General features: G+C 67.3%; 21 protein-coding genes. 16 read left to right on the forward strand and 5 right to left on the reverse strand.

The features are described 5' to 3' along the window. Nucleotides 1-313 precede the first annotated feature (313 nt). From ACT531_RS01035 to ACT531_RS01065, 7 genes are all read left to right on the forward strand, one after another. Complete coding sequence (locus ACT531_RS01035) at nucleotides 314-1,267, forward strand: sugar ABC transporter substrate-binding protein (RefSeq protein WP_056647163.1); 954 nt, start codon at nucleotides 314-316, stop codon at nucleotides 1,265-1,267. A gap of 71 nt (nucleotides 1,268-1,338) precedes the next feature. Further along, complete coding sequence (locus tag ACT531_RS01040; protein WP_476016180.1) at nucleotides 1,339-2,994, forward strand: sugar ABC transporter ATP-binding protein; 1,656 nt, start codon at nucleotides 1,339-1,341, stop codon at nucleotides 2,992-2,994. After that, nucleotides 2,991-3,983 (forward strand): ABC transporter permease, encoded by a 993-nt coding sequence (locus ACT531_RS01045; protein ID WP_137748680.1) that lies wholly within the window; start codon nucleotides 2,991-2,993, stop codon nucleotides 3,981-3,983. The genes ACT531_RS01040 and ACT531_RS01045 overlap by 4 nt, the downstream gene beginning before the upstream one ends. Before the next feature lie 56 nt (nucleotides 3,984-4,039). Then, nucleotides 4,040-5,062, forward strand: coding sequence for a LacI family DNA-binding transcriptional regulator (locus ACT531_RS01050; RefSeq protein WP_176888217.1), 1,023 nt, complete (start codon nucleotides 4,040-4,042; stop codon nucleotides 5,060-5,062). Continuing rightward, nucleotides 5,059-6,003: a ribokinase gene (gene rbsK / locus ACT531_RS01055; protein ID WP_476016181.1), complete on the forward strand. Its 945-nt coding sequence runs from the start codon at nucleotides 5,059-5,061 to the stop codon at nucleotides 6,001-6,003. The genes ACT531_RS01050 and rbsK overlap by 4 nt, the downstream gene beginning before the upstream one ends. Continuing rightward, entirely contained in the window at nucleotides 6,000-6,389 is a 390-nt protein-coding gene (rbsD, locus tag ACT531_RS01060; RefSeq protein WP_476016182.1) for a D-ribose pyranase, read from the forward strand. Before rbsK ends, rbsD begins: the two co-directional genes overlap by 4 nt. A gap of 116 nt (nucleotides 6,390-6,505) precedes the next feature. After that, nucleotides 6,506-7,438 (forward strand): MBL fold metallo-hydrolase, encoded by a 933-nt coding sequence (locus ACT531_RS01065; protein WP_476016183.1) that lies wholly within the window; start codon nucleotides 6,506-6,508, stop codon nucleotides 7,436-7,438. A gap of 84 nt (nucleotides 7,439-7,522) precedes the next feature. Here ACT531_RS01065 and ACT531_RS01070 read toward each other — a convergent pair whose 3' ends face one another. Then, nucleotides 7,523-8,119, reverse strand: a complete 597-nt coding sequence (locus tag ACT531_RS01070) for a DUF4124 domain-containing protein (protein ID WP_309826857.1) — start codon at nucleotides 8,117-8,119, stop codon at nucleotides 7,523-7,525. Between the two features lie 117 nt (nucleotides 8,120-8,236). Beyond that, a complete protein-coding gene (locus ACT531_RS01075; protein WP_476016184.1) occupies nucleotides 8,237-10,222 on the reverse strand; it encodes a lytic transglycosylase domain-containing protein in 1,986 nt (661 codons plus the stop codon). A gap of 14 nt (nucleotides 10,223-10,236) precedes the next feature. Between ACT531_RS01075 and ACT531_RS01080 the strand changes: the two genes are divergently transcribed. From ACT531_RS01080 to ACT531_RS01090, 3 genes are all read left to right on the forward strand, one after another. After that, on the forward strand, nucleotides 10,237-10,809 hold the full coding sequence (locus ACT531_RS01080) for a 5-formyltetrahydrofolate cyclo-ligase (RefSeq protein ID WP_060985741.1): 573 nt from the start codon (nucleotides 10,237-10,239) through the stop codon (nucleotides 10,807-10,809). A 170-nt stretch (nucleotides 10,810-10,979) separates the two neighbouring features. Beyond that, nucleotides 10,980-11,672, forward strand: coding sequence for a glutathione S-transferase family protein (locus tag ACT531_RS01085; RefSeq protein ID WP_060985742.1), 693 nt, complete (start codon nucleotides 10,980-10,982; stop codon nucleotides 11,670-11,672). Between the two features lie 8 nt (nucleotides 11,673-11,680). Continuing rightward, entirely contained in the window at nucleotides 11,681-11,989 is a 309-nt protein-coding gene (locus tag ACT531_RS01090) for an NIPSNAP family protein (RefSeq protein ID WP_060985743.1), read from the forward strand. Nucleotides 11,990-12,013: 24 nt separating this feature from the next. Here the strand turns inward: ACT531_RS01090 and ACT531_RS01095 are convergent, their stop codons facing one another. Next, nucleotides 12,014-12,469 (reverse strand): hypothetical protein, encoded by a 456-nt coding sequence (locus ACT531_RS01095; protein WP_476016185.1) that lies wholly within the window; start codon nucleotides 12,467-12,469, stop codon nucleotides 12,014-12,016. A 44-nt stretch (nucleotides 12,470-12,513) separates the two neighbouring features. On the opposite strand from ACT531_RS01095, the gene ACT531_RS01100 reads away from it, so the two are divergent. Beyond that, the gene (locus ACT531_RS01100) at nucleotides 12,514-13,773 is read left to right on the forward strand and encodes a multifunctional CCA addition/repair protein (protein ID WP_476016186.1); all 1,260 of its coding nucleotides are present in this window, start codon (nucleotides 12,514-12,516) and stop codon (nucleotides 13,771-13,773) included. A gap of 107 nt (nucleotides 13,774-13,880) precedes the next feature. After that, entirely contained in the window at nucleotides 13,881-14,339 is a 459-nt protein-coding gene (locus tag ACT531_RS01105; RefSeq protein WP_476016187.1) for an N-acetyltransferase family protein, read from the forward strand. 31 nt (nucleotides 14,340-14,370) lie between these two features. Here the strand turns inward: ACT531_RS01105 and ACT531_RS01110 are convergent, their stop codons facing one another. Together ACT531_RS01110 and ACT531_RS01115 are read right to left on the reverse strand one after the other, a co-directional pair. Continuing rightward, a complete protein-coding gene (locus ACT531_RS01110; protein WP_476016188.1) occupies nucleotides 14,371-15,012 on the reverse strand; it encodes an NrsF family protein in 642 nt (213 codons plus the stop codon). After that, a complete protein-coding gene (locus ACT531_RS01115; RefSeq protein ID WP_343733821.1) occupies nucleotides 15,009-15,554 on the reverse strand; it encodes a sigma-70 family RNA polymerase sigma factor in 546 nt (181 codons plus the stop codon). Before ACT531_RS01115 ends, ACT531_RS01110 begins: the two co-directional genes overlap by 4 nt. A gap of 213 nt (nucleotides 15,555-15,767) precedes the next feature. Here ACT531_RS01115 and ACT531_RS01120 point away from each other — a divergent pair, with 213 nt between their 5' ends. Genes ACT531_RS01120 through ACT531_RS01135 form a run of 4 tightly spaced genes read left to right on the forward strand, consistent with a single transcriptional unit; the run spans nucleotide 15,768 to nucleotide 18,148 of the window. After that, entirely contained in the window at nucleotides 15,768-16,061 is a 294-nt protein-coding gene (locus ACT531_RS01120; protein WP_015015875.1) for a BufA1 family periplasmic bufferin-type metallophore, read from the forward strand. A 2-nt stretch (nucleotides 16,062-16,063) separates the two neighbouring features. Further along, a complete protein-coding gene (gene bufB / locus ACT531_RS01125; RefSeq protein ID WP_476016189.1) occupies nucleotides 16,064-16,912 on the forward strand; it encodes an MNIO family bufferin maturase in 849 nt (282 codons plus the stop codon). Further along, nucleotides 16,903-17,664 carry an HvfC/BufC family peptide modification chaperone gene (locus ACT531_RS01130; protein WP_476016190.1) on the forward strand — a complete coding sequence of 254 codons (762 nt, stop codon included), beginning with the start codon at nucleotides 16,903-16,905 and terminating at the stop codon, nucleotides 17,662-17,664. The genes bufB and ACT531_RS01130 overlap by 10 nt, the downstream gene beginning before the upstream one ends. A gap of 10 nt (nucleotides 17,665-17,674) precedes the next feature. Beyond that, nucleotides 17,675-18,148, forward strand: coding sequence for a DoxX family protein (locus tag ACT531_RS01135; protein WP_110961541.1), 474 nt, complete (start codon nucleotides 17,675-17,677; stop codon nucleotides 18,146-18,148). Nucleotides 18,149-18,152 lie beyond the last annotated feature (4 nt).

Consider the following 18,152-nt stretch of genomic DNA (forward strand, 5'->3'; position numbering starts at 1 on the left):
TTTGCGCAAACGTTTGCTTTCGTTATCATCCCGATCGCGACAAGGCACCGGGCAGCCGCAGGCGCTCCTTTCTTGCGGAGTCTGCCGGGGGTTTCTCTCCGGGCTGTCAGTCGCCTGAGGGCGGCGCTGAATAAGCCTCCGCGATGCGGCGGGCCCTGGATCGGGATGGGCTGCAAGGCGCAAACCACAGCGATAGCCGTAGCTATCGCGAGGATTTGCAACGCTGCAGACCGTGCTGAGCCAGGGATGCGCCGGGCGCGAGAGGCTTGTTCAGCGTTGCCTTTATCCACATTCCAACCTGGAGACAACACCCATGAAGTTCACCCGCCGTTCCGTTCAGACCGCCGCCGCCCTCGCCGTTGTGGGCAGCCTGCTGGCCAGCCCTGCATTTGCGCAGGACAAGCCGAAGATCGCGCTCATCATGAAGTCGCTGGCCAACGAGTTCTTCCGCACCATGGAAGACGGCGCCAAGGCGCACCAAAAGGCTCACGCCAAGGAATACACGCTGGTGGCCAACGGCATCAAGAACGAGACCGACACGGCGGCGCAGATCAAGATGATCGAACAGGCCGTGGCGCAGAAGGTCAACGCCATCGTGCTGGCCCCGGCCGACTCCAAGGCGCTGGTGCCCGTGGTCAAGGCGGCCATCGACAAGGGCATCCTCGTGGTCAACATCGACAACCAGCTCGATGCCGATGCGCTGAAGGAAAAGAACATCACCGTGCCCTTTGTGGGCCCCGACAACCGCGCGGGCGCCAAGCTAGTGGGCGACCACCTGGCCAAGACGCTGAAGGCCGGTGACAAGGTCGGCATCATCGAAGGCGTGTCCACCACCTTCAATGCGCAGCAGCGCACCCTGGGCTACCAGGACGCCATGAAGGCCGCCAACATCACCGTGGTGGGCGTGCAGTCCGGCAACTGGGAGATTGAAAAGGGCAACACCGTGGCCGCCGGCATGATGCGTGAGCACCCGGACCTGGTGGCCCTGCTGGCGGGCAACGACAGCATGGCTCTGGGCGCCGTGGCCGCTGTGAAGGCTGCAGGCAAGACCGGCAAGGTGCAAGTGGTGGGCTACGACAACATCGGCGCCATCAAGCCCATGCTGGCCGACGGCCGTGTGCTGGCCACCGCCGACCAGTACGCCGCCAAGCAGGCCGTGTTCGGCATCGAACTGGCGCAGAAGGCCCTGGCCGCCAAGACGCCGCAAAACCAGCTGCCTGCCACGGTGAAGACCGATGTGGTGCTGGTGACCAAGGACAGCAAGTAAGCCTGAGTGCGGCGAACAATGCTCTTCTGGCGTTGTTCTCCGCTCCAAGATTGAAAACCGCACACGCCGCCATGCCCACCCCGTCACCCGACTCACCACGTACGCCCCTGCTCGCCATCCAGGCAGTAGGCAAGGACTACACCGCCACCGTGCTCGATGGCGTGAATGTGGAGCTGTTTGCGGGCGAGGTGCTGGCGCTGACTGGGGAGAACGGCGCGGGCAAGAGCACGCTGTCCAAGATCCTCTGCGGGCTGGAGCAGCCCACACGCGGCGGCATGTTGCTGGCGGGGCAGGCCTACGCCCCCACGTCGCGCCGCGATGCCGAGCGCCACGGCGTGCGCATGGTGATGCAGGAGCTGGGCCTGGTGCCCACGCTCACCGTGGCCGAGAATTTGTTGATGGGCCGCCTGCCGCACCGCCTCGGCTGGCTGCAGCGCGACGTGCTGCACGCCGCCGCCCGGGCACAGTTGGCCAAGATCGGGCTCGACAGCATCGACCCCGCCACGCCCGTTTCGCAGCTGGGCATTGGCCAGCAGCAGATGGTGGAGATTGCGCGCAACCTGCAGGACGACACACGCATCCTGGTGCTCGACGAGCCCACGGCCATGCTCACGCCGCGCGAGACCAATTACCTGTTCGAGCAGATCGCCCACCTCACCGCACGCGGCGTGGCCATCATCTACGTGTCGCACCGGCTCGAAGAACTGCGCCGCATTGCCGACCGCGTGGCCGTGCTGCGCGATGGCCGCCTGGTGGACGTGCGCCCCATGGCGGGCATGAGCGAAGACGACCTGGTGCAGCGCATGGTGGGCCGCGTGGTGAGCGACCTGGACCACCGCCCGCGCCGCCCCGTCGGCCCGGTGGTGATGAGCGCCGACAAGCTGGGCCGGGGCTCCGCCGTGCAGGACGTGAGCCTGGAGCTGCGGGCCGGTGAGATTTTTGGCATTGCCGGGCTGGTCGGATCGGGCCGCACCGAGCTGGTTCGCCTGCTGTTCGGCGCCGACCGTGCGGACCGGGGCAGCGTCACATTGCACCCGGATTTTGAACAAAAACAGGCTCCAGCGCTTGATGAACAAGCGCAATCAGCTATACAAAACATAGCAAAAACACCTGCCATCACCGCGCCCCGCACATGGCACCGGGGCTTTGCTTCGCCCTTGCAAGCCATTGCCGCCGGCGTGGGCCTGGTCACCGAAGACCGCAAATCCCAGGGCCTGCTGCTGTCGCAGCCCATCCGCATCAACGCCACGCTGTCCGACCTGTCGGCCGTGTCGCGCGGCGGCTGGCTGCAGCGCGGGCTCGAAAGCCGTCTGGTGCAGGGCTTCATCCGCACCCTGCGCGTGCGCTGCCACGGCCCGGAACAACCCGTGGGGCAGCTCTCGGGCGGCAACCAGCAAAAGGTGGTGTTCGCCCGCTGGCTGCACCGCCAGGTGCGCGTGCTGCTGCTCGATGAACCCACGCGCGGCGTGGACGTGGGCGCGCGCGCCGAGCTGTACGGCGAGCTGGACCGCATGGCCGCTGAAGGCCGCGCGCTGCTCATGGTGTCGTCCGATCTGCGCGAACTCATGGCCATGGCCGACCGCATCGGCGTGATGAGCGCGGGCCGCCTGGTGGCCGTGTTCGAGCGCGGCGAGTGGTCCGAGCAATCGCTGCTGGCGGCCGCGTTTTCCGAGCCAGGCGGGCGCGCCAACACCACCCCTTCAACCCCTTCTCCTGTCACCGCATGAACGCCCCCACCGCATCTGCCGCGCCCGCTGCGGCGCCTTCCTCCGCCTCGGTCTGGCGCAGCCAGCTAGGCACCTACCTGGGCCTGATGGCCGTACTGGCGGGCATGGTGGCGCTGTTCTCGTCGCTGTCCGAATACTTCTGGAGCGCCGAGACCTTCATCACCATCGCCAACGAAATCCCGGCCCTGGCCGTGATGGCCGTGGGCATGACCTTTGTGCTCATCATTGCGGGCATCGACCTGTCGGTGGGCTCGGTGATGGCGCTGGCCGCCGCCACCTCGGCCGCCGCCATCCTGCAGTGGGGCTGGACGGTGCCCGCCGCCGCCGCGCTGGCCCTGGCCACGGGCCTGGTGTGCGGCACCATCACCGGCATGATTTCTGTCGCATGGCGGCTGCCCTCGTTCATCGTGTCGCTGGGCATGCTCGAAGCCGTGCGCGGCAGCGCCTATGTGGTGACCGACTCGCGCACGCAGTACGTGGGCGATGCGATCTCTTGGCTGTCAGCGCCGTTCTTTGGCGGCATCTCGTTCGCCTTCTTGCTGGCCGTGGTGCTGGTGGTGGTGGCGCAGCTGGTGCTGTCGCGCACGGTGTTTGGCCGCTGCGTGGTGGGCATTGGCACCAATGAAGAAGCCATGCGCCTGGCCGGCGTGGACCCGCGCCCCATCCGTGTGATCGTGTTTGCCATGACAGGCTTGCTGGCGGGCCTGGCGGGCCTGATGCAGTCGGCCCGGCTCGAAGCCGCCGACCCCAACGCGGGCACCGGCATGGAGCTGCAGGTGATTGCGGCCGTGGTGATTGGCGGCACCAGCCTGATGGGCGGGCGCGGCTCGGTGGTGAACACCGCGTTTGGCGTGCTCATCATCGCGGTGCTCGAAGCGGGCCTGGCCCAGGTGGGCGCCAGCGAGCCCAGCAAGCGCATCATCACGGGTTTTGTGATCGTGGCGGCCGTCATTGTGGACACGCTGCGCCAGCGCCGCGCCAAGGTCTGAGAGACTGATCCCGCATCCAGCCGCACCACCCACAACGACCTCATTCTTCTTTTTGCATGGCTACTATCAAGGACGTTGCGCGCCACGCCGAGGTGTCGGTCACCACGGTGTCGCACGTGGTCAACGGCACACGCCGCGTGAGCCCCGAGGGGCGCGAGCGGGTCGAGGCCGCCATCCGCGCCCTGGGCTATGTGCCCAGCGCCATCGCGCGCAGCCTCAAGAGCAACAACACGCGCACGCTGGGCATGCTGATCCCCAACAGCTCCAACCCCTACTTTGCCGAGATCGTGCACAGCGTGGAAGACCGCTGCTTTGGCGCGGGCTACAACGTCATCCTGTGCAACACCAACGACGAGGCGCACCGCCAGGGCACCTACCTGCAGGTGCTGGCCGAGCGGCGCATCGACGGGCTGATCGTGGTCTCCACCGGGCACGACGCCACGCTGGCCACGCAGCTCGCGGGCCTGTCCATCCCCACCGTGCTGGTGGACCGCGAAATCGACATCGCCGGGCAACAACCTTGCGACTTGGTGGAAACCGCCCACATGCAGGGCGGCCTGCTGGCCACGCGCCACCTGCTCTCGCTGGGCCACCGCCGCATTGCTTGCATTGGCGGGCCCGAAGGCATTGCCCCCAGCGAACAGCGCATTGCCGGCTGGCGCACCGCGCTGGCCGATGCGGGCTGCGGCACGGGCGAGGGCCTGCTGTGGCACGGCAACTTCACCAGCCAGGGCGGCTACGAAGCCATGCACGCCGTGCTGCGCGCGCCCGAGCCGCCCACTGCCGTTTTCGTCTGCAACGACCTCATGGCCATGGGCGCGCTGTGCGCCGCGCACGAGCGCGACCTGCGCGTGCCCGAGGCACTGTCCATCGTCGGCTTTGACGACATCGAACTCACCGCCTTCACCAGCCCGCCGCTCACCACCGTGGCCCAGCCCAAGCAGCGCATCGGCGCGCTGGCCGTGGACATGCTGCTGGAACGCATCGACGGCAAGCGCCAGGACGCGCGCAAGGTGATGCTGCAGCCCGAGCTGCGCGTGCGCGCCTCCACGGCCCATGCGCCTGGAGGTGCGGCATGAGCCCGACCCACACGCCCCGCATCGCCGTCGTCGGCAGCCTGAACATGGACCTGGTGCTGCAGGTGCAACACGCACCCGGCCCCGGCGAAACCGTGCTGGCCGACGCTCTGCACCTGGTGCCCGGCGGCAAGGGCGGCAACCAGGCCGTGGCCTGCGCGCGCCAGGGCGCCCAGGTGGCCCTGTTTGGCCGCGTGGGCGACGACGGCTATGGCCACACGCTGCGCGCCGGACTGGACGCCGACGGCATCGACCACAGCGGCGTGCAGACCGACACCGACACCACCACCGGCGTGGCCGCCATCACGGTAGAAGCGACGGGGCAGAACCGCATCGTGGTCGTGCCCGGAGCCAACGGCCGCTTTGTGCTGGATGCCGCTGCACTGGGCCCCGCGCTACAAGGCGCGGGCGGCCTGGTGCTGCAGTTTGAAACGCCCCTGCCCCAGGTACTGGCCGCCGCCGAGATGGCCCATGCGGCGGGTTGCCCGGTCGTGCTCAACCCCTCCCCCATCCAGCCCCTGCCCGATGCGATGTGGCCGCTGGTGCACACGCTGGTCGTGAACGAGGTAGAAGCCGCCGCGCTGGCAGGCCAGAACGTGACCACGCCCGCCGATGCCGCGCAGGCCGCACAAGCCCTGCGCGCCATGGGCCCCGCCCAGGTGGTGGTGACCCTGGGCGCTGCGGGCGCCGTGGCCGCAGATGCTGCAGGCAACCGCTACCACCCGGGCCTCGTCGTGAAAGCCGTGGACACCACGGCCGCTGGTGACACCTTCCTGGGCGCGCTGGCCGTGGCGTTGGCACGCGGCGAGCCACTGGACGCCGCCGTGCGCGAAGGCATCCGCGCATCGGCGCTGTGCGTCACGCAGCCTGGCGCCCAGCCCTCCATCCCCACCCGCGCCGCCGTGGCGCAAAGCCCCCAACCGCCCGCCTGGAGCCCCCTGTGAAACGCACCGCCCTGCTGCACGCCGAACTCTCCCACGCCATCGCCACCCTGGGCCACGGCGACATGCTGGTGATTGGCGACGTGGGCCTGCCGATCCCCAACGGCCCGCGCCGCATCGACCTGGCGCTCACGCCCGGCATCCCCGCCGTGGCCGATGTGCTGCGCGTGGTGCTGGAAGAAATGCAGGTCGAAAAGGCCGTGATCGCCACCGAGGCGGTGGAACGTAACGGCGGCCAGTTGCCCAGCTGGTGCCAACTGCCGGTCACGCCCCAGGCGGTTTCGCACGAGGACTTCAAGCGCCTGACGCAGCAAGCCCGCGTGATGGTGCGCACGGGCGAGTGCACACCGTACGCCAACGTGATCCTGGTGGCGGGCGTGACCTTCTGAGGTTCTGACGTTGTGAAACGCGCCAGGCCCGCCACGGGCCAGGCGTTACGGGTTTTGGAGAACGTCTGGCAAGGCACACCTGGGGTACGCTGGGGCTTCACCTATTGCCTGCCCCCATGCCCAGCTCCGAGCCCCACGACCTCCTGCCCCCCGAAATCACCGTCCTCGAACGCGGCTGGCTGTCGGCCAACAACATCCTCTTCATCGGTCAGCACGACACGGCCATCGTGGACACCGGCTACTGCAGCCATGCCGATCAGACCGTGGACCTGGTGCGCGGCACGCTGCAGGACCGCGCGCTGGACCGGATCCTCAACACCCACCTGCACAGCGACCACTGCGGCGGCAATGCCGCACTGCAAAAAGCCTGGCCCAGCGTGCTCACCGCCATCCCGCCCGGCCAGGCCGACCATGTGCGCCAGTGGGATGCCTATGCGCTGAGCTACACGCCCACCGGGCAGGAGTGCCCACCCTTTCGGGCCGACACGCTGCTGGTGCCAGGCTCGTGTGTGCTGCTGGGCGACAAGCCCTGGCAGGTGCATGCCGCGCCCGGGCACGACCCGCATTCGGTGGTGCTGTTCGAGCCCCAGGGCCGCGTGCTGATTTCGGCCGATGCGCTGTGGGAGAACGGCTTTGGCGTGGTGTTCCCCGAGCTGGAGGGCGACGATGCCTTTGCCCAGGTGGGTGCCACGCTGGACCTGATTGAGGCGCTGTCGCCGCAGGTCGTGATCCCGGGGCACGGCCCCGTGTTTGCCGATGCGCCCCGCGCCATCGACGGCGCCCGCCGCCGCCTGGACGGTTTTGTGCGCAACCCGGGCAAGCACGCGCTCTACGCGGCCAAGGTGTTGCTGAAGTACAAGCTGCTCGAATGGCAGCAGATCGGCATCCCCGACCTCACGGCCTGGGCGCAGGCCACGCCGTATTTCGGCATGCTGCGCGCGCGCCACTTTGCAGCCCAGACCGAGGGCGAATGGCTGCAGAGCCTGGCGGATGAACTGGTGCGGTCAGGCGCTGCGGTACGCCAGGGCGAGGTGCTGCACAACGTGTGAGGCGCGGTGCCTGCACCTGCGTACCTGCGGGGTTGAACACACTGCCACAGGCTCAAGCCGACCGAGAAGGTCGGCCCAACGCCCTCAATGTTTGTATTGCTTATCGCAGCCCGTCACGTGGTTCTTGCTGCTGGACATGCACTGGTAGAACGACTTCTTGTTGCCCGATGACCCCTGGCAGTCGGACACGCTGTACTTGCCCTTGGCTTCGCGGATCTTGGGGGCTGTGGCGTCGAAAGCCGCCTGGGTCATGTAGCCGTCTCGCACGTTCTTCTGGCCCACTTCCAGCATCAGGTCGGCCTGGTAATGGATGTTGTCCACGGCCACGGCGCAGTTCAGGGGGACTTGCTTGCTGTCCACGGTGCCCAGCGATTTTTTGAGCCCCTCGCCAAACTCTTCGACGTCCTTGGAGACCTTTTTGGTGCCGTCAGGGTTGTACTGCTGGCCCGCCTTGGCGCTGGCGCCCTTGCCGCTGGAGGAACCACTGCCTCCGCTGGTGCCGTTATTGCTCTGCAGCTTCAGTGGCTCGGCGTCCTGCTTGGCGGGTGGGGGCTGCGATCCGTAGTGGGTCTTGCCATCGGCATCCACCCATTTGTACACGGGCTGCGCTTGCGCGCCCGCGCTCCACGCCACGGCCGCGCCGATTGTGGCCACACAGGCCATCCATGCCAGTTTGCCCATCACACCCTCTCCTTTTTAGTAAAAAACCGCTGAGGCGCCAGTTGAATATGCGCCTTCAGCTCCTCTATTGATAGCAAATCGAATACCACTCGCCCCCGCGTGGCGAGCACCTGGGTGTCAAGGCAGGTCCTTGTTCACCTCAGGCAGGTTCGCGTCGCGCGGGCCAATGGTGCCCAGGCGGCTCTTGAGCGACTGGGGCAAGCCGGTGAGGATGGCTGCGTAGTTGGTGGTGTTGGACAGCACCTTCTTCACGTAGTCACGCGTCTCGGCAAAGGGCACGTTTTCGGCCCAGATGGCGGCGTCCAGCACCGGGCCGTTGCGCCAGCTGCGTGGGCGGCCAGGGCCTGCGTTGTAGGCAGCAGCGGCCATGGGCATGGAGCCTGCAAAGTCGTCCAGCGCCAGCTTGAGGTAGGCGGTGCCGATGGTGATGTTGGTGTCGCGGTCGGTGATCTGGTCGGGCGTGAAGTTGGTAAGGCCGATCTTCTTGGCCGTCCAGCGGGCAGTGGCGGGCATCACCTGCATGAGGCCCGAGGCCCCCACATGCGAGCGGGCATCCATCACAAAGCGGCTTTCCTGGCGGATCAGGCCGTACACATAGGCCGGGTCGATGCCGATGCCCTGCGCGCGCTCCACCACGGTGCTGCGGAACGGCATGGGGAAGCGCTGGTTCACCTCGATCACGCCCTTGGTGCGCTCGCTGGTGTTGATGCACCGGTCCCACACCTCGCGCTGGCAGGCAAAGTCGGCAGCGGCCAGCAGTTCGCGGTCCGGCATGCCGCCGGGCTGGTGCAGGTTGGTGGTGTAGTTCCATTCGCGCACGCCTTCGCTGCGCAGCCCCAGCAAAATGGCGTAGAGCGCGCGATTGAGCCCCGGATTGGCGCGCGCAGCCGCCTTCTCTTCGGCGGTGAGGGGGGCTGGCGCAGGCGGCACGCTGATGCGCTGGCCCAGTTCCTCCAGCGCCAGCTGCTCATAGAACCCGCGCGTGCCCGCAATGCTTTCGAACAGCTGGCGCGCCTCGGCACGGTCCGCGTCGCTGGGCTTGCCGGCGAGCAGCGCACGCGCCTTCCAGTACACCCAGGTGCTGTCCTGGCGGCCTTCGGGGCCCATGGCGTCCACAGCCTTGGCCACGGCTTTCCACTGACCGGCGCGCAGCGCGGCGCGCACCTTCCAGCCCAGCAGATCGTCGTTGAGGTCGCTGTCCTTGGTGACGTTGGCAAAGTAGCCCACAGCATCGCTGGACAGCTTTTGTGCAGCCGCCTTGCCGATCACGCCCCAGGCCCAGTTGCGCTCCTCGGGCGAGAGGTGCACGCTCCATTTGCTGTCGAGCTGGCGGGCTGCGCCGTCCGGGTCGCTGCCTGCAAGCTTGATCAGTGCCAGCACGATCAGCTCCTGGCGCACCTTGCCCCGCGCCGTGGCCCGGCCGAGCAGGTATTTGCTGGGCGTGTCGAGCGCTTCCTTGAGCTGGGGCAGCGCATCGGGCGCCACGATTTCGACGGCATTGCGCACCACACGGGGCCGGTTGGCGTCCACACCCAGCCGCGCCTTGCGCCAGATGTCCAGCGCAGAGAGCTTCTTGGCGGTGTACAGCTCGCCCGCCGCATGGTTGCAGCCGTCGTCAGCATCGCGGATGGCGTACCAGTTGCTGCGCACATCGTCCGCCACCGTGGCGGGTGCCGTGCCCTTGATGTGGTCGATGAGCAGCGCGTAGCAGCGCACCTCGCGGTCGTCCGACATGCGGTAGCTGGGGTGCTGCTCGGCAAACTGGCTCCAGTCGCGCCGCTGACCCAGCAGCAGCAGCCAGTCGTTGCGCAGGCGGTCTTCCTGGTAGGTGCCGGCGTAGCGCTGCATGAAGGACTGGATCTCCTGCGGCGACGCCTCGCCCAGGCGCACCCGCAGCTCCCAGTAGGCCGCCCAGGGTTCCAGCGCATGGCCGCGCGCGGCAGGCAGCAACTGCGCGAGCTTGTTGCGGTCGCCCTTGCGGAACGCCTGCTGCATCTCCAGCAGGGTATCGTCACCACGGTTTTGCGCCATGACAAGCGGCGCGGTGGCGGCCAGCAGGGTGGCGGCCACAAGGGGTGTCAGAATCGCTCTGAGAAATTGCATGGGGGAATTATCTGATGGACAAAGCAGCCCTTCGGCGCACATTGATAGAAGAACGCCTCAACCTGCCCGACCGCCTACAGCGGGCCGACCTGTTACAGCAGGTGATGCGCATCTGGCTGGTGAACCGGCCGGACACGGTGATCGGCGCCTACTGGCCCATCAAGGGCGAGTTCGACCCCCTGCCCGCCCTGCACCGCTGGAAGGAAGACGGCGAGCTGCTGGACGAGCCCCTGCGCCGCCGCATCGGCCTGCCCGTGGTCAACAAGCAGCACAAGACCCTCACCTTCCACGCCTGGTATCCCGGCTGCCCCATGGAAGAAGACGCCTACGGCATCCCCAAGCCCAAGGACACCGAGGTCATCGTGCCCACGCTGCTGTTTGTGCCCTGTGTGGGCTACGCCGCCGGCGGCTACCGGCTGGGCTACGGCGGCGGTTTTTACGACCGCACGCTGGCCACGCTGCAGCCCAAGCCCTTCACCGTGGGCCTGGGCTTCACCAACGGCTACCTGGACGAGTTTGAGCCCGAAGAGTTCGACCTGCCGCTCGATGCCATCCTGAACGACAACGGCGTGGTCTGGCCGGTCTGACCCTTCGGAGCCTGTGGGCGACCGCGCAGCAGGTCGACCCCGGGCACTTGCCGGTCGGCACGAAGGCCTGTGATGCCTGCCACGCATCATTCGGGCCGGTTTTTCGCATCGCTGGCGCGCGCCGCAGCGGCTAGCATGGCGGGCTGACCTCTTCATTTCAGGTGCCCACCATGCTCAAGCTCTACATCGGCAACAAGAACTACTCGTCCTGGTCCATGCGCCCCTGGGTGCTGCTCAAGCAGGCGGGCATCGTCTTTGAAGAAGTGCGCGTGCGCTTTGACAGCTTTGACGCGCAATCCGAGTTCAAGCGCACCATCGGCGCCGTGAGCCCCACCGCCAAGGTGCCCGTGCTGGTCGACGGCGACCTGGTGGTGTGGGACACGCTGGCGATTGCCGAATACGTGGCCGAAACCCATCCCGACAAAAAGCTCTGGCCCACGGACGCCAAAGCCCGCGCGCGCGCCCGCAGCGTCTGTGCCGAGATGCACAGCGGCTTCACCGCCCTGCGCAGCCATTGCCCCATGAACATCGAAGCCCAGCTGGCCGACACCGGCGCCCTGATCTGGCGCGACCAGGCGGGCGTGCGCGCCGACGTGCAGCGCCTGGTGGAGATGTGGAGTGCGTTGCTGCAGGAGCACGGCGGCCCGCTGCTGTTTGGCGACTTCACCGTGGCCGATGCCTACTTCGCCCCCGTGTGCATGCGCCTTCACACCTATGCCCTGCCCGTGCCTGCGCCCATCCAGGCCTATGTGGACCGCGTGCGCGCCCTGCCCGGCGTCAAAGCCTGGATCGACGAGGCACTGGCCGAGAAGGACTTTCTGGACTTTGAAGAGCCCTACCGCCTGCGCCATACGGAAGGCTGAGCAACACCATGGCCGTCACCATCTACCTGCGCTATGTGCTCAACACCAGCAAGCTGAAAGAGTTTGAACACTACGGAAAACTGTGGATTCCGCTGGTCGAGAAATTCGGCGGCCAGCACCACGGCTACTTCATGCCCAGCGAGGGCGCCAACAACATTGCGCTGGCGCTGTTCACGTTCGAGAGCCTTGCAGCCTACGAGCGCTACCGCGAGGCGTCGATGCAGGATGCGGACTGCCAGGCGGCTTTCCGCTACGCCGAAGAGACGGGCTGCATCGTGAGCTATGAGCGGAGCTTCTTCAGGCCGGTATTCGCCTGAATGAAGCCGCGCACAGGCAGTCCTTTAACGGAACTGCTTGCGCAAAAACGCCTTGTGCCGCGCGATGTGGGCCAGCTGGGCGGGGGCGATGGTGCCGCCCAGGTCTTCGTCCTCGGTGTTGAGCACCTGGTTGGCATAGGCCAGCGCACGGGCCACCACCTCCTCCTCGCTCATGCCCTGCGTGGCCGCCAGGTCCATGGCCACGCGGCGCATGGCGCGCTGCGACAGCATCCACATGGCACCGAACGAATCCCATGCGGCCGCCATCTCCTTGAACTTATCGTGTTCAGCCAGGATGTCGTTGAGCGGCTTGGCCAGGATCTCCTGCAAGCCTTCCACCTGTGCCTTCAGGGCCTCGAACTGCGCCTCGCGTTGCAGGGCCTCGGCGGCCGCGTTGGCGGCGGCGTCAGGTGCCTGGGGCACAGGCACGCTGCCGTCGGGGTTGAGCTGGGCAATGGTGAGGTCGGACGAGAGGGACATAGTGCGTTGAATATACGGCCGTGGGCCCGCCCTAAACTACACCGATGCAAATCTACATGGTGGGCGGCGCGGTCCGCGACAAGCTGCTGGGCCGGCCGGTGAATGACCACGACTGGGTGGTGGTGGGCGCCACGCCCGAACAGATGCTGGCACAGGGCTACCTGCCCGTGGGGCGCGACTTCCCCGTCTTTTTGCACCCCGAGACGCGCGAGGAATACGCGCTGGCCCGCACCGAGCGCAAGAGCGGGCGCGGCTACCGGGGCTTTGTGGTGCAGAGCTCGCCCGATGTGACGCTGGAGGAAGACCTCTCACGCCGCGATCTCACTATCAATTCAATAGCATCCAGCACAGATGAATCCGGCGCTACACGCTTGTTTGACCCCTACCGCGGCGAAAACGACCTCCATGAGCGGGTGCTGCGCCATGTGACCGATGCCTTCCGCGAAGACCCTGTGCGCATCCTGCGCGTGGCGCGGTTTGCGGCGCGCTTCACCGACTTCACGGTGGCGCCCGAGACGATGCAGCTGATGCGTGAGATGGTGGAGCACGGCGAGGTGAACCATCTGGTGCCCGAACGCGTGTGGCAAGAGCTGGCGCGCGGGCTGATGGAAGAAAAGCCGTCCCGCATGTTCGAGGTGCTGCGCGACTGTGGCGCGCTGCAGGTGCTGCTGCCCGAGGTGGCTCGCCTGTGGGGCGTTCCCCAGCGCGCCGACTACCACCCCGAGGTGGACACCGGCGTGCACCTGATGATGGTGCTGGACATGGCCGCGCGGCTCTCGGCGCCGCTCACCGTGCGCTTTGCCTGCCTGGCGCACGACCTGGGCAAGGGCACCACGCCCGCCGATGTGCTGCCGCGCCACATCGACCACGAAACCCGCAGCGCCGAGCTGCTGAAAGACGTGGCCGAGCGCCTGCGCGTGCCGGTGGACTGCCGCGAGACCGCCGATGTGGTGGCGCGTGAACATGGGCACATCCACCGCAGCCAGGACCTGTCGGCCGCAGCACTGGTGCGCCTGCTGGAGCGCTGCGACGCGATCCGCAAGCCCGAGCGGTTTGCCGAAATCCTGCTGGCCTGCGAATGCGATGCGCGCGGGCGGCTAGGGTTTGAAGAGTCTGCCTACCCGCAGCGCCCCCGCCTGCTGGCCGTGCTGGCCGCCGTCCAGTCGGTCATCACGCGCGAGATTGCTGCGCAGGCCGCCGCCAGGAGCCAGAGCGGTCCGCAGGTGGGTGCGCTGATCCACCAGGCACGGGTCGAAGCCGTGGCACAGTGGCTGCAAACCCAGGCGCACGGCGCAACCAACTGACCCGGTGCGCTGCGTCGCAAAGATCGGTCCAACCCTCCCTACAATCCGCGTCCGCTCGCGCCCTGGGAAGGGTGCGCCTTTTGGCTATCTTGCGATCACGACGCCCCATGACCTCTATGCACATCCGCCCCGCCACCACGGCCGACGCCGACACCATCGCGCCGCTGTTTGACGCCTACCGGCAGTTCTACGAGCAGGCGCCGGACCTGACCGGAGCGCGGGCCTTCATCGCTGAGCGGTTGGAGCGGGAAGAGTCCGTGATCCTTCTGGCGTTGGATGGGACGCAGACGGCCGTGGGCTTTTGCCAGCTCTACCCCACGTTCTGCTCGGTAGAGGCCGCGCCCATCTACACGCTGTACGACCTGTTCGTGGCGCCGTCCGCACGCAAGACAGGCGCCGGTCGCAGCTTGCTGCGGGCCGCAGAAGCCACCGCCCACGCCCACGGCAAGGTGCGCATGGACCTGACCACGGCCCACACCAACACCACGGCGCAAAAACTTTACGAGTCGCTGGGCTGGACGCTGGACACCGTGTTTCGCGCCTATAACAAACGCATCAGCGCCTGAACCGCCCTACCCCTGGCGATGCCAGTCGCCCTCACCAGCGCAGCAAACGTGGCCCCAGAATTGCCCCCAGCGCGGTCGGAATGGCCATGCCCACCACGTACCACACCGCCAAAAACGGGGTGGCCATCTCGGGGCAGTGCAGGGCGTACACCAAAGCTCCCAGCGCACCTGCCAGCAAGCCAGCGCCTGCACCGGCCCACGCCAGTCGTGTAGGGGCAGCGCCCTTCAGCGCCCAGAAGCCCGCAACAAACGCCGGCACGGACAGCGCTGCGATATTGAACGGGCAAGTCCGCCAGGTGCTGCCCAGAATCAGCGGCACACGCTCGGCCGCAGGCACCTGCCACAGAGCCCCCAGCGCCATGGCCCACAGCAGCAACGGCGGCACCGCCAGCCACAGCAGCGCATGACCCAGCGGCATGCCCGGGCGGGCCATGCGGCGCAGCAGCGCCAGGCCGGCGGCAGCCAGTGCAGCGGCAAACACCAGCTTGCCCCAGAACATGGGCAGCGCCATGGTCGTCAGCAGATCAGGCCGCAGGCCGAACAGCGCCAGCATCAGGACCCCGGCGCCGGCAATGCCCGCCGCGCTGGCCACAGCAAACCGCTGCTCGATGGCGGTGCGCTGCACAGGCCGCTCGTCCGCCGCCAGCAGGTGGATCAATTCATCGGTTTTCATGCCATTCCCCTGATTTTTGCGGCCAGGGCCTTGAGCCCCCGGTGCACGCCGACTTTGACGGCCGACTCCGACAGCCCCGTGAGGCGCGCCGTCTCGACCACCGACAACCCTTCCAGCTTCACATACTCAATGGGCAGGCGCTGCTTGTCCGGCAGGGTCTGCAGCAACTGTCCCAGATCGCGCCGCGCCTCGGCAGCCTCGCTGTCGCTGCTGGCAAACAGCTCGTCCGCATCGTCCAGCGGGTCGTTGCGCGCCTCCTTGGCGGCATGCGAGCGCAGCCAGTCGATGAGCTTGTAGCGCGCAATCGCATGCGCCCAGGCCGTCACAGGCATCTCGGGCCGGTACGTGTGGCGCTGGTTGTGCACGGCCAGCAGCGTCTCCTGCACAAGGTCTTCCACCTCATCGGGCCGCTGCGCAAGGCGGCGGCGCAAGAAGGCGCGCAGGTGGGCGCTCAACTCCTTCAGAAAGCGCTGGTAGGCGGCTGCATCGGCATCCAGGCCCTGCAACAACAAGCCGCGCAAGCGCTCTTCCACTATCTCCATGGTGTCTCCCTGAAGGCAATTCGGATGCCGGGACGAATGGGTTACAGGCCGTGCAAAAAAATTTTGTGGTGCATGCCACCCCATTTTTTTGCGCAGCGCTGTAACCCGCTGGCTGCACAGCGCGAATTACAACGCAGATCGGGCCACGCAACGCAACCGCTGTGCTGTCACCCGGTCGGATTCAACCTTTATCAACCCTTGGAGAACCGCACCATGACCACCCGCACCCTCAGCCTCGGCGCCCTCGCCCTTGTGGCCCTGACCTCTGGCGCCGCCATGGCCCAAACCAGCGCCGCCCCCATGGACGGCGCCAAGCCCGCCATGGAGAAGTGCTACGGCGTCTCGATGGCCGGCAAGAACGACTGCGCCGCAGGCCCCGGCACCACCTGCGCAGGCACGTCCAAGATGGACTACCAGGGCAACGCCTGGAAGTTTGTGCCCGCAGGCACCTGCACCACGATCAAGACGCCCAAGGGCATGGGCATGCTGACGCCCATGAAGAGCTGATCATGACATCCCCTCTCACCGCTGGCCTGGGCCTCAAGCCCCAGCACTACGACGAGGCGCTGCGGTGCACCGCCCCCGGCCTGTGGTGGGAGGTGCACCCCGAGAACTATCTGGCCGATGGCGGCCCGCGCCTGGCGTGGCTCGAAGCCATCCGCGCACGCCACCCGGTAGCCCTGCATGGCGTGTCGCTGTCGCTCGCGGCCGATGCGCCGCCCGATACGGCCCACCTGGCGCGGCTCGCCGCCCTCGCAAGGCGCGTGGAACCCGCCATAATTTCAGAGCACCTGACCTGGTCCACCTGGCGCGGGCAGTACCTGCCAGACCTGCTGCCATTTCCGCGCACACAGGCAGCCTTGCAGCGCATCGCGGACAACATCGCCCGCACGCAGGACGTGCTGCAACGCCCCATCGCCATCGAGAACCCCACGCACTACCTGCACATCGACGGCCACGATTGGCTGGAGACCGAGTTTTTGGCCGAGCTGGTACGGCGCACCGGCTGCGCCCTGCTTCTGGACGTGAACAACGTGTACATCAGCGCCAACAACCTAGGTTTTGACGCGCAGGCCTACCTCGACGCCTTCCCCCTGCACGCCGTGGCAGAGATCCACCTGGCGGGCCACCATGCGGACCCGGTGCATGGCGATGCGCTGCTCATCGACAGCCACGATGCGCCCGTGGCGCCCGTCGTGTGGGCCCTGTACGAGCGCGTGATCGCACACACCGGCCTCGTGCCCACCCTCATCGAACGCGATGACAACCTGCCCGTGTTTAGCGAGTTGCTGACCGAACGCGACCAGGCCCACCACGCGCTCACAGCCATGCAGCCCGAGGAGGCCCCATGCAGCTGAGCACCTTCCAGGACGGCTTCTCTGCCGCACTGCTCGGCCCGGCGGCCGATGCGCCATGGCTGTCGGCACTGGAGTCCCAACCGGGCTTTGCCGTGTACCGCAACACCGTGCTCAAGGGCTGCATCGATGCGCTGCAAGCCAACTACCCCACGGTGTGCCAGCTGGTAGGTGACGACTGGTTCCGCGCCGCTGCAGCAGTGTTCGCCCGCGCCCAGCCGCCGCGTGACGGCCTGCTGGTGAGCTATGGCGAAGGGTTTGCCGACTTTCTGGCAGGGTTTGCCCCGGCCGCCGAGCTGCCCTACCTGAGCGCCGTGGCGCGCCTGGACCGCTGCTGGACCGAATGCCACCTGGCGGAAGATGCCACAGCCGTGGACCGCCAATGGCTGGCACAGCAGACCCCTGACACCTTGCCCCAAGCATCACTGCAGCCCCACCCCGCTGCACGCTGGGCTTGGTGTGAAGAGCATCCGGCTTATGCCCTGTGGCAGAGCCACCGTGAAGGTCTGCATCCCAATGAGGCACTGGAGTGGACGGGCGACGGCGCCTTGCTGACCCGGCCCCGTGCCGAAGTGGTGTGGCGCCCCCTGTCGCGCGCTGGGGTGGCCTTTCTGGACGCCTGCGCCGAGGGCCACACGCTGGAAACCGCCGCCACGTCGGCCCTGAATGTCGAACCCACCGCCGACTTTGCCGCCCTGATCAGCACCTTGCTGGACGCAGGCGCCTTGATACCCACCGATTCACGCACAGGCTGAGGAGCCCTTCATGACCACCAGCACACACTTCCCTTCGGCCCCTGCCAAAGGCCCACGCTTGCTCTTGGCGCGCCTGGCCGACACCGCCGCCTGGCTCACCCCGCACAGCCTGCTGGCGCTGGTCAACCGGGTGGCCATCGCGGGCATCTTCTGGATGTCGGCACGCACCAAGGTCGAGGGCTGGTTCACCATCTCCGACAGCGCCTACGCGCTGTTCCGCGACGAATACAAGCTGCCCTTGCTGCCGCCCGAGCTGGCGGCGCAGATGGCCGCCGTGGCGGAGCACCTGTTTCCGGTGCTGCTGGTGCTGGGCCTGTTCACGCGCCTGTCGGCGCTGGCACTGCTGGGCATGACGCTGACGATTCAACTGTTTGTCTATCCGGACGCATGGCCCACCCACCTGTCATGGGCGGGGCTGATGTTGTACCTGGTGGGGCGCGGTGCGGGGAGCGTGTCGATGGACCGCGTGCTGGGAATCCGCTGACCGC

It is taken from the genome of Acidovorax sp. DMC1 (assembly GCF_056314325.1).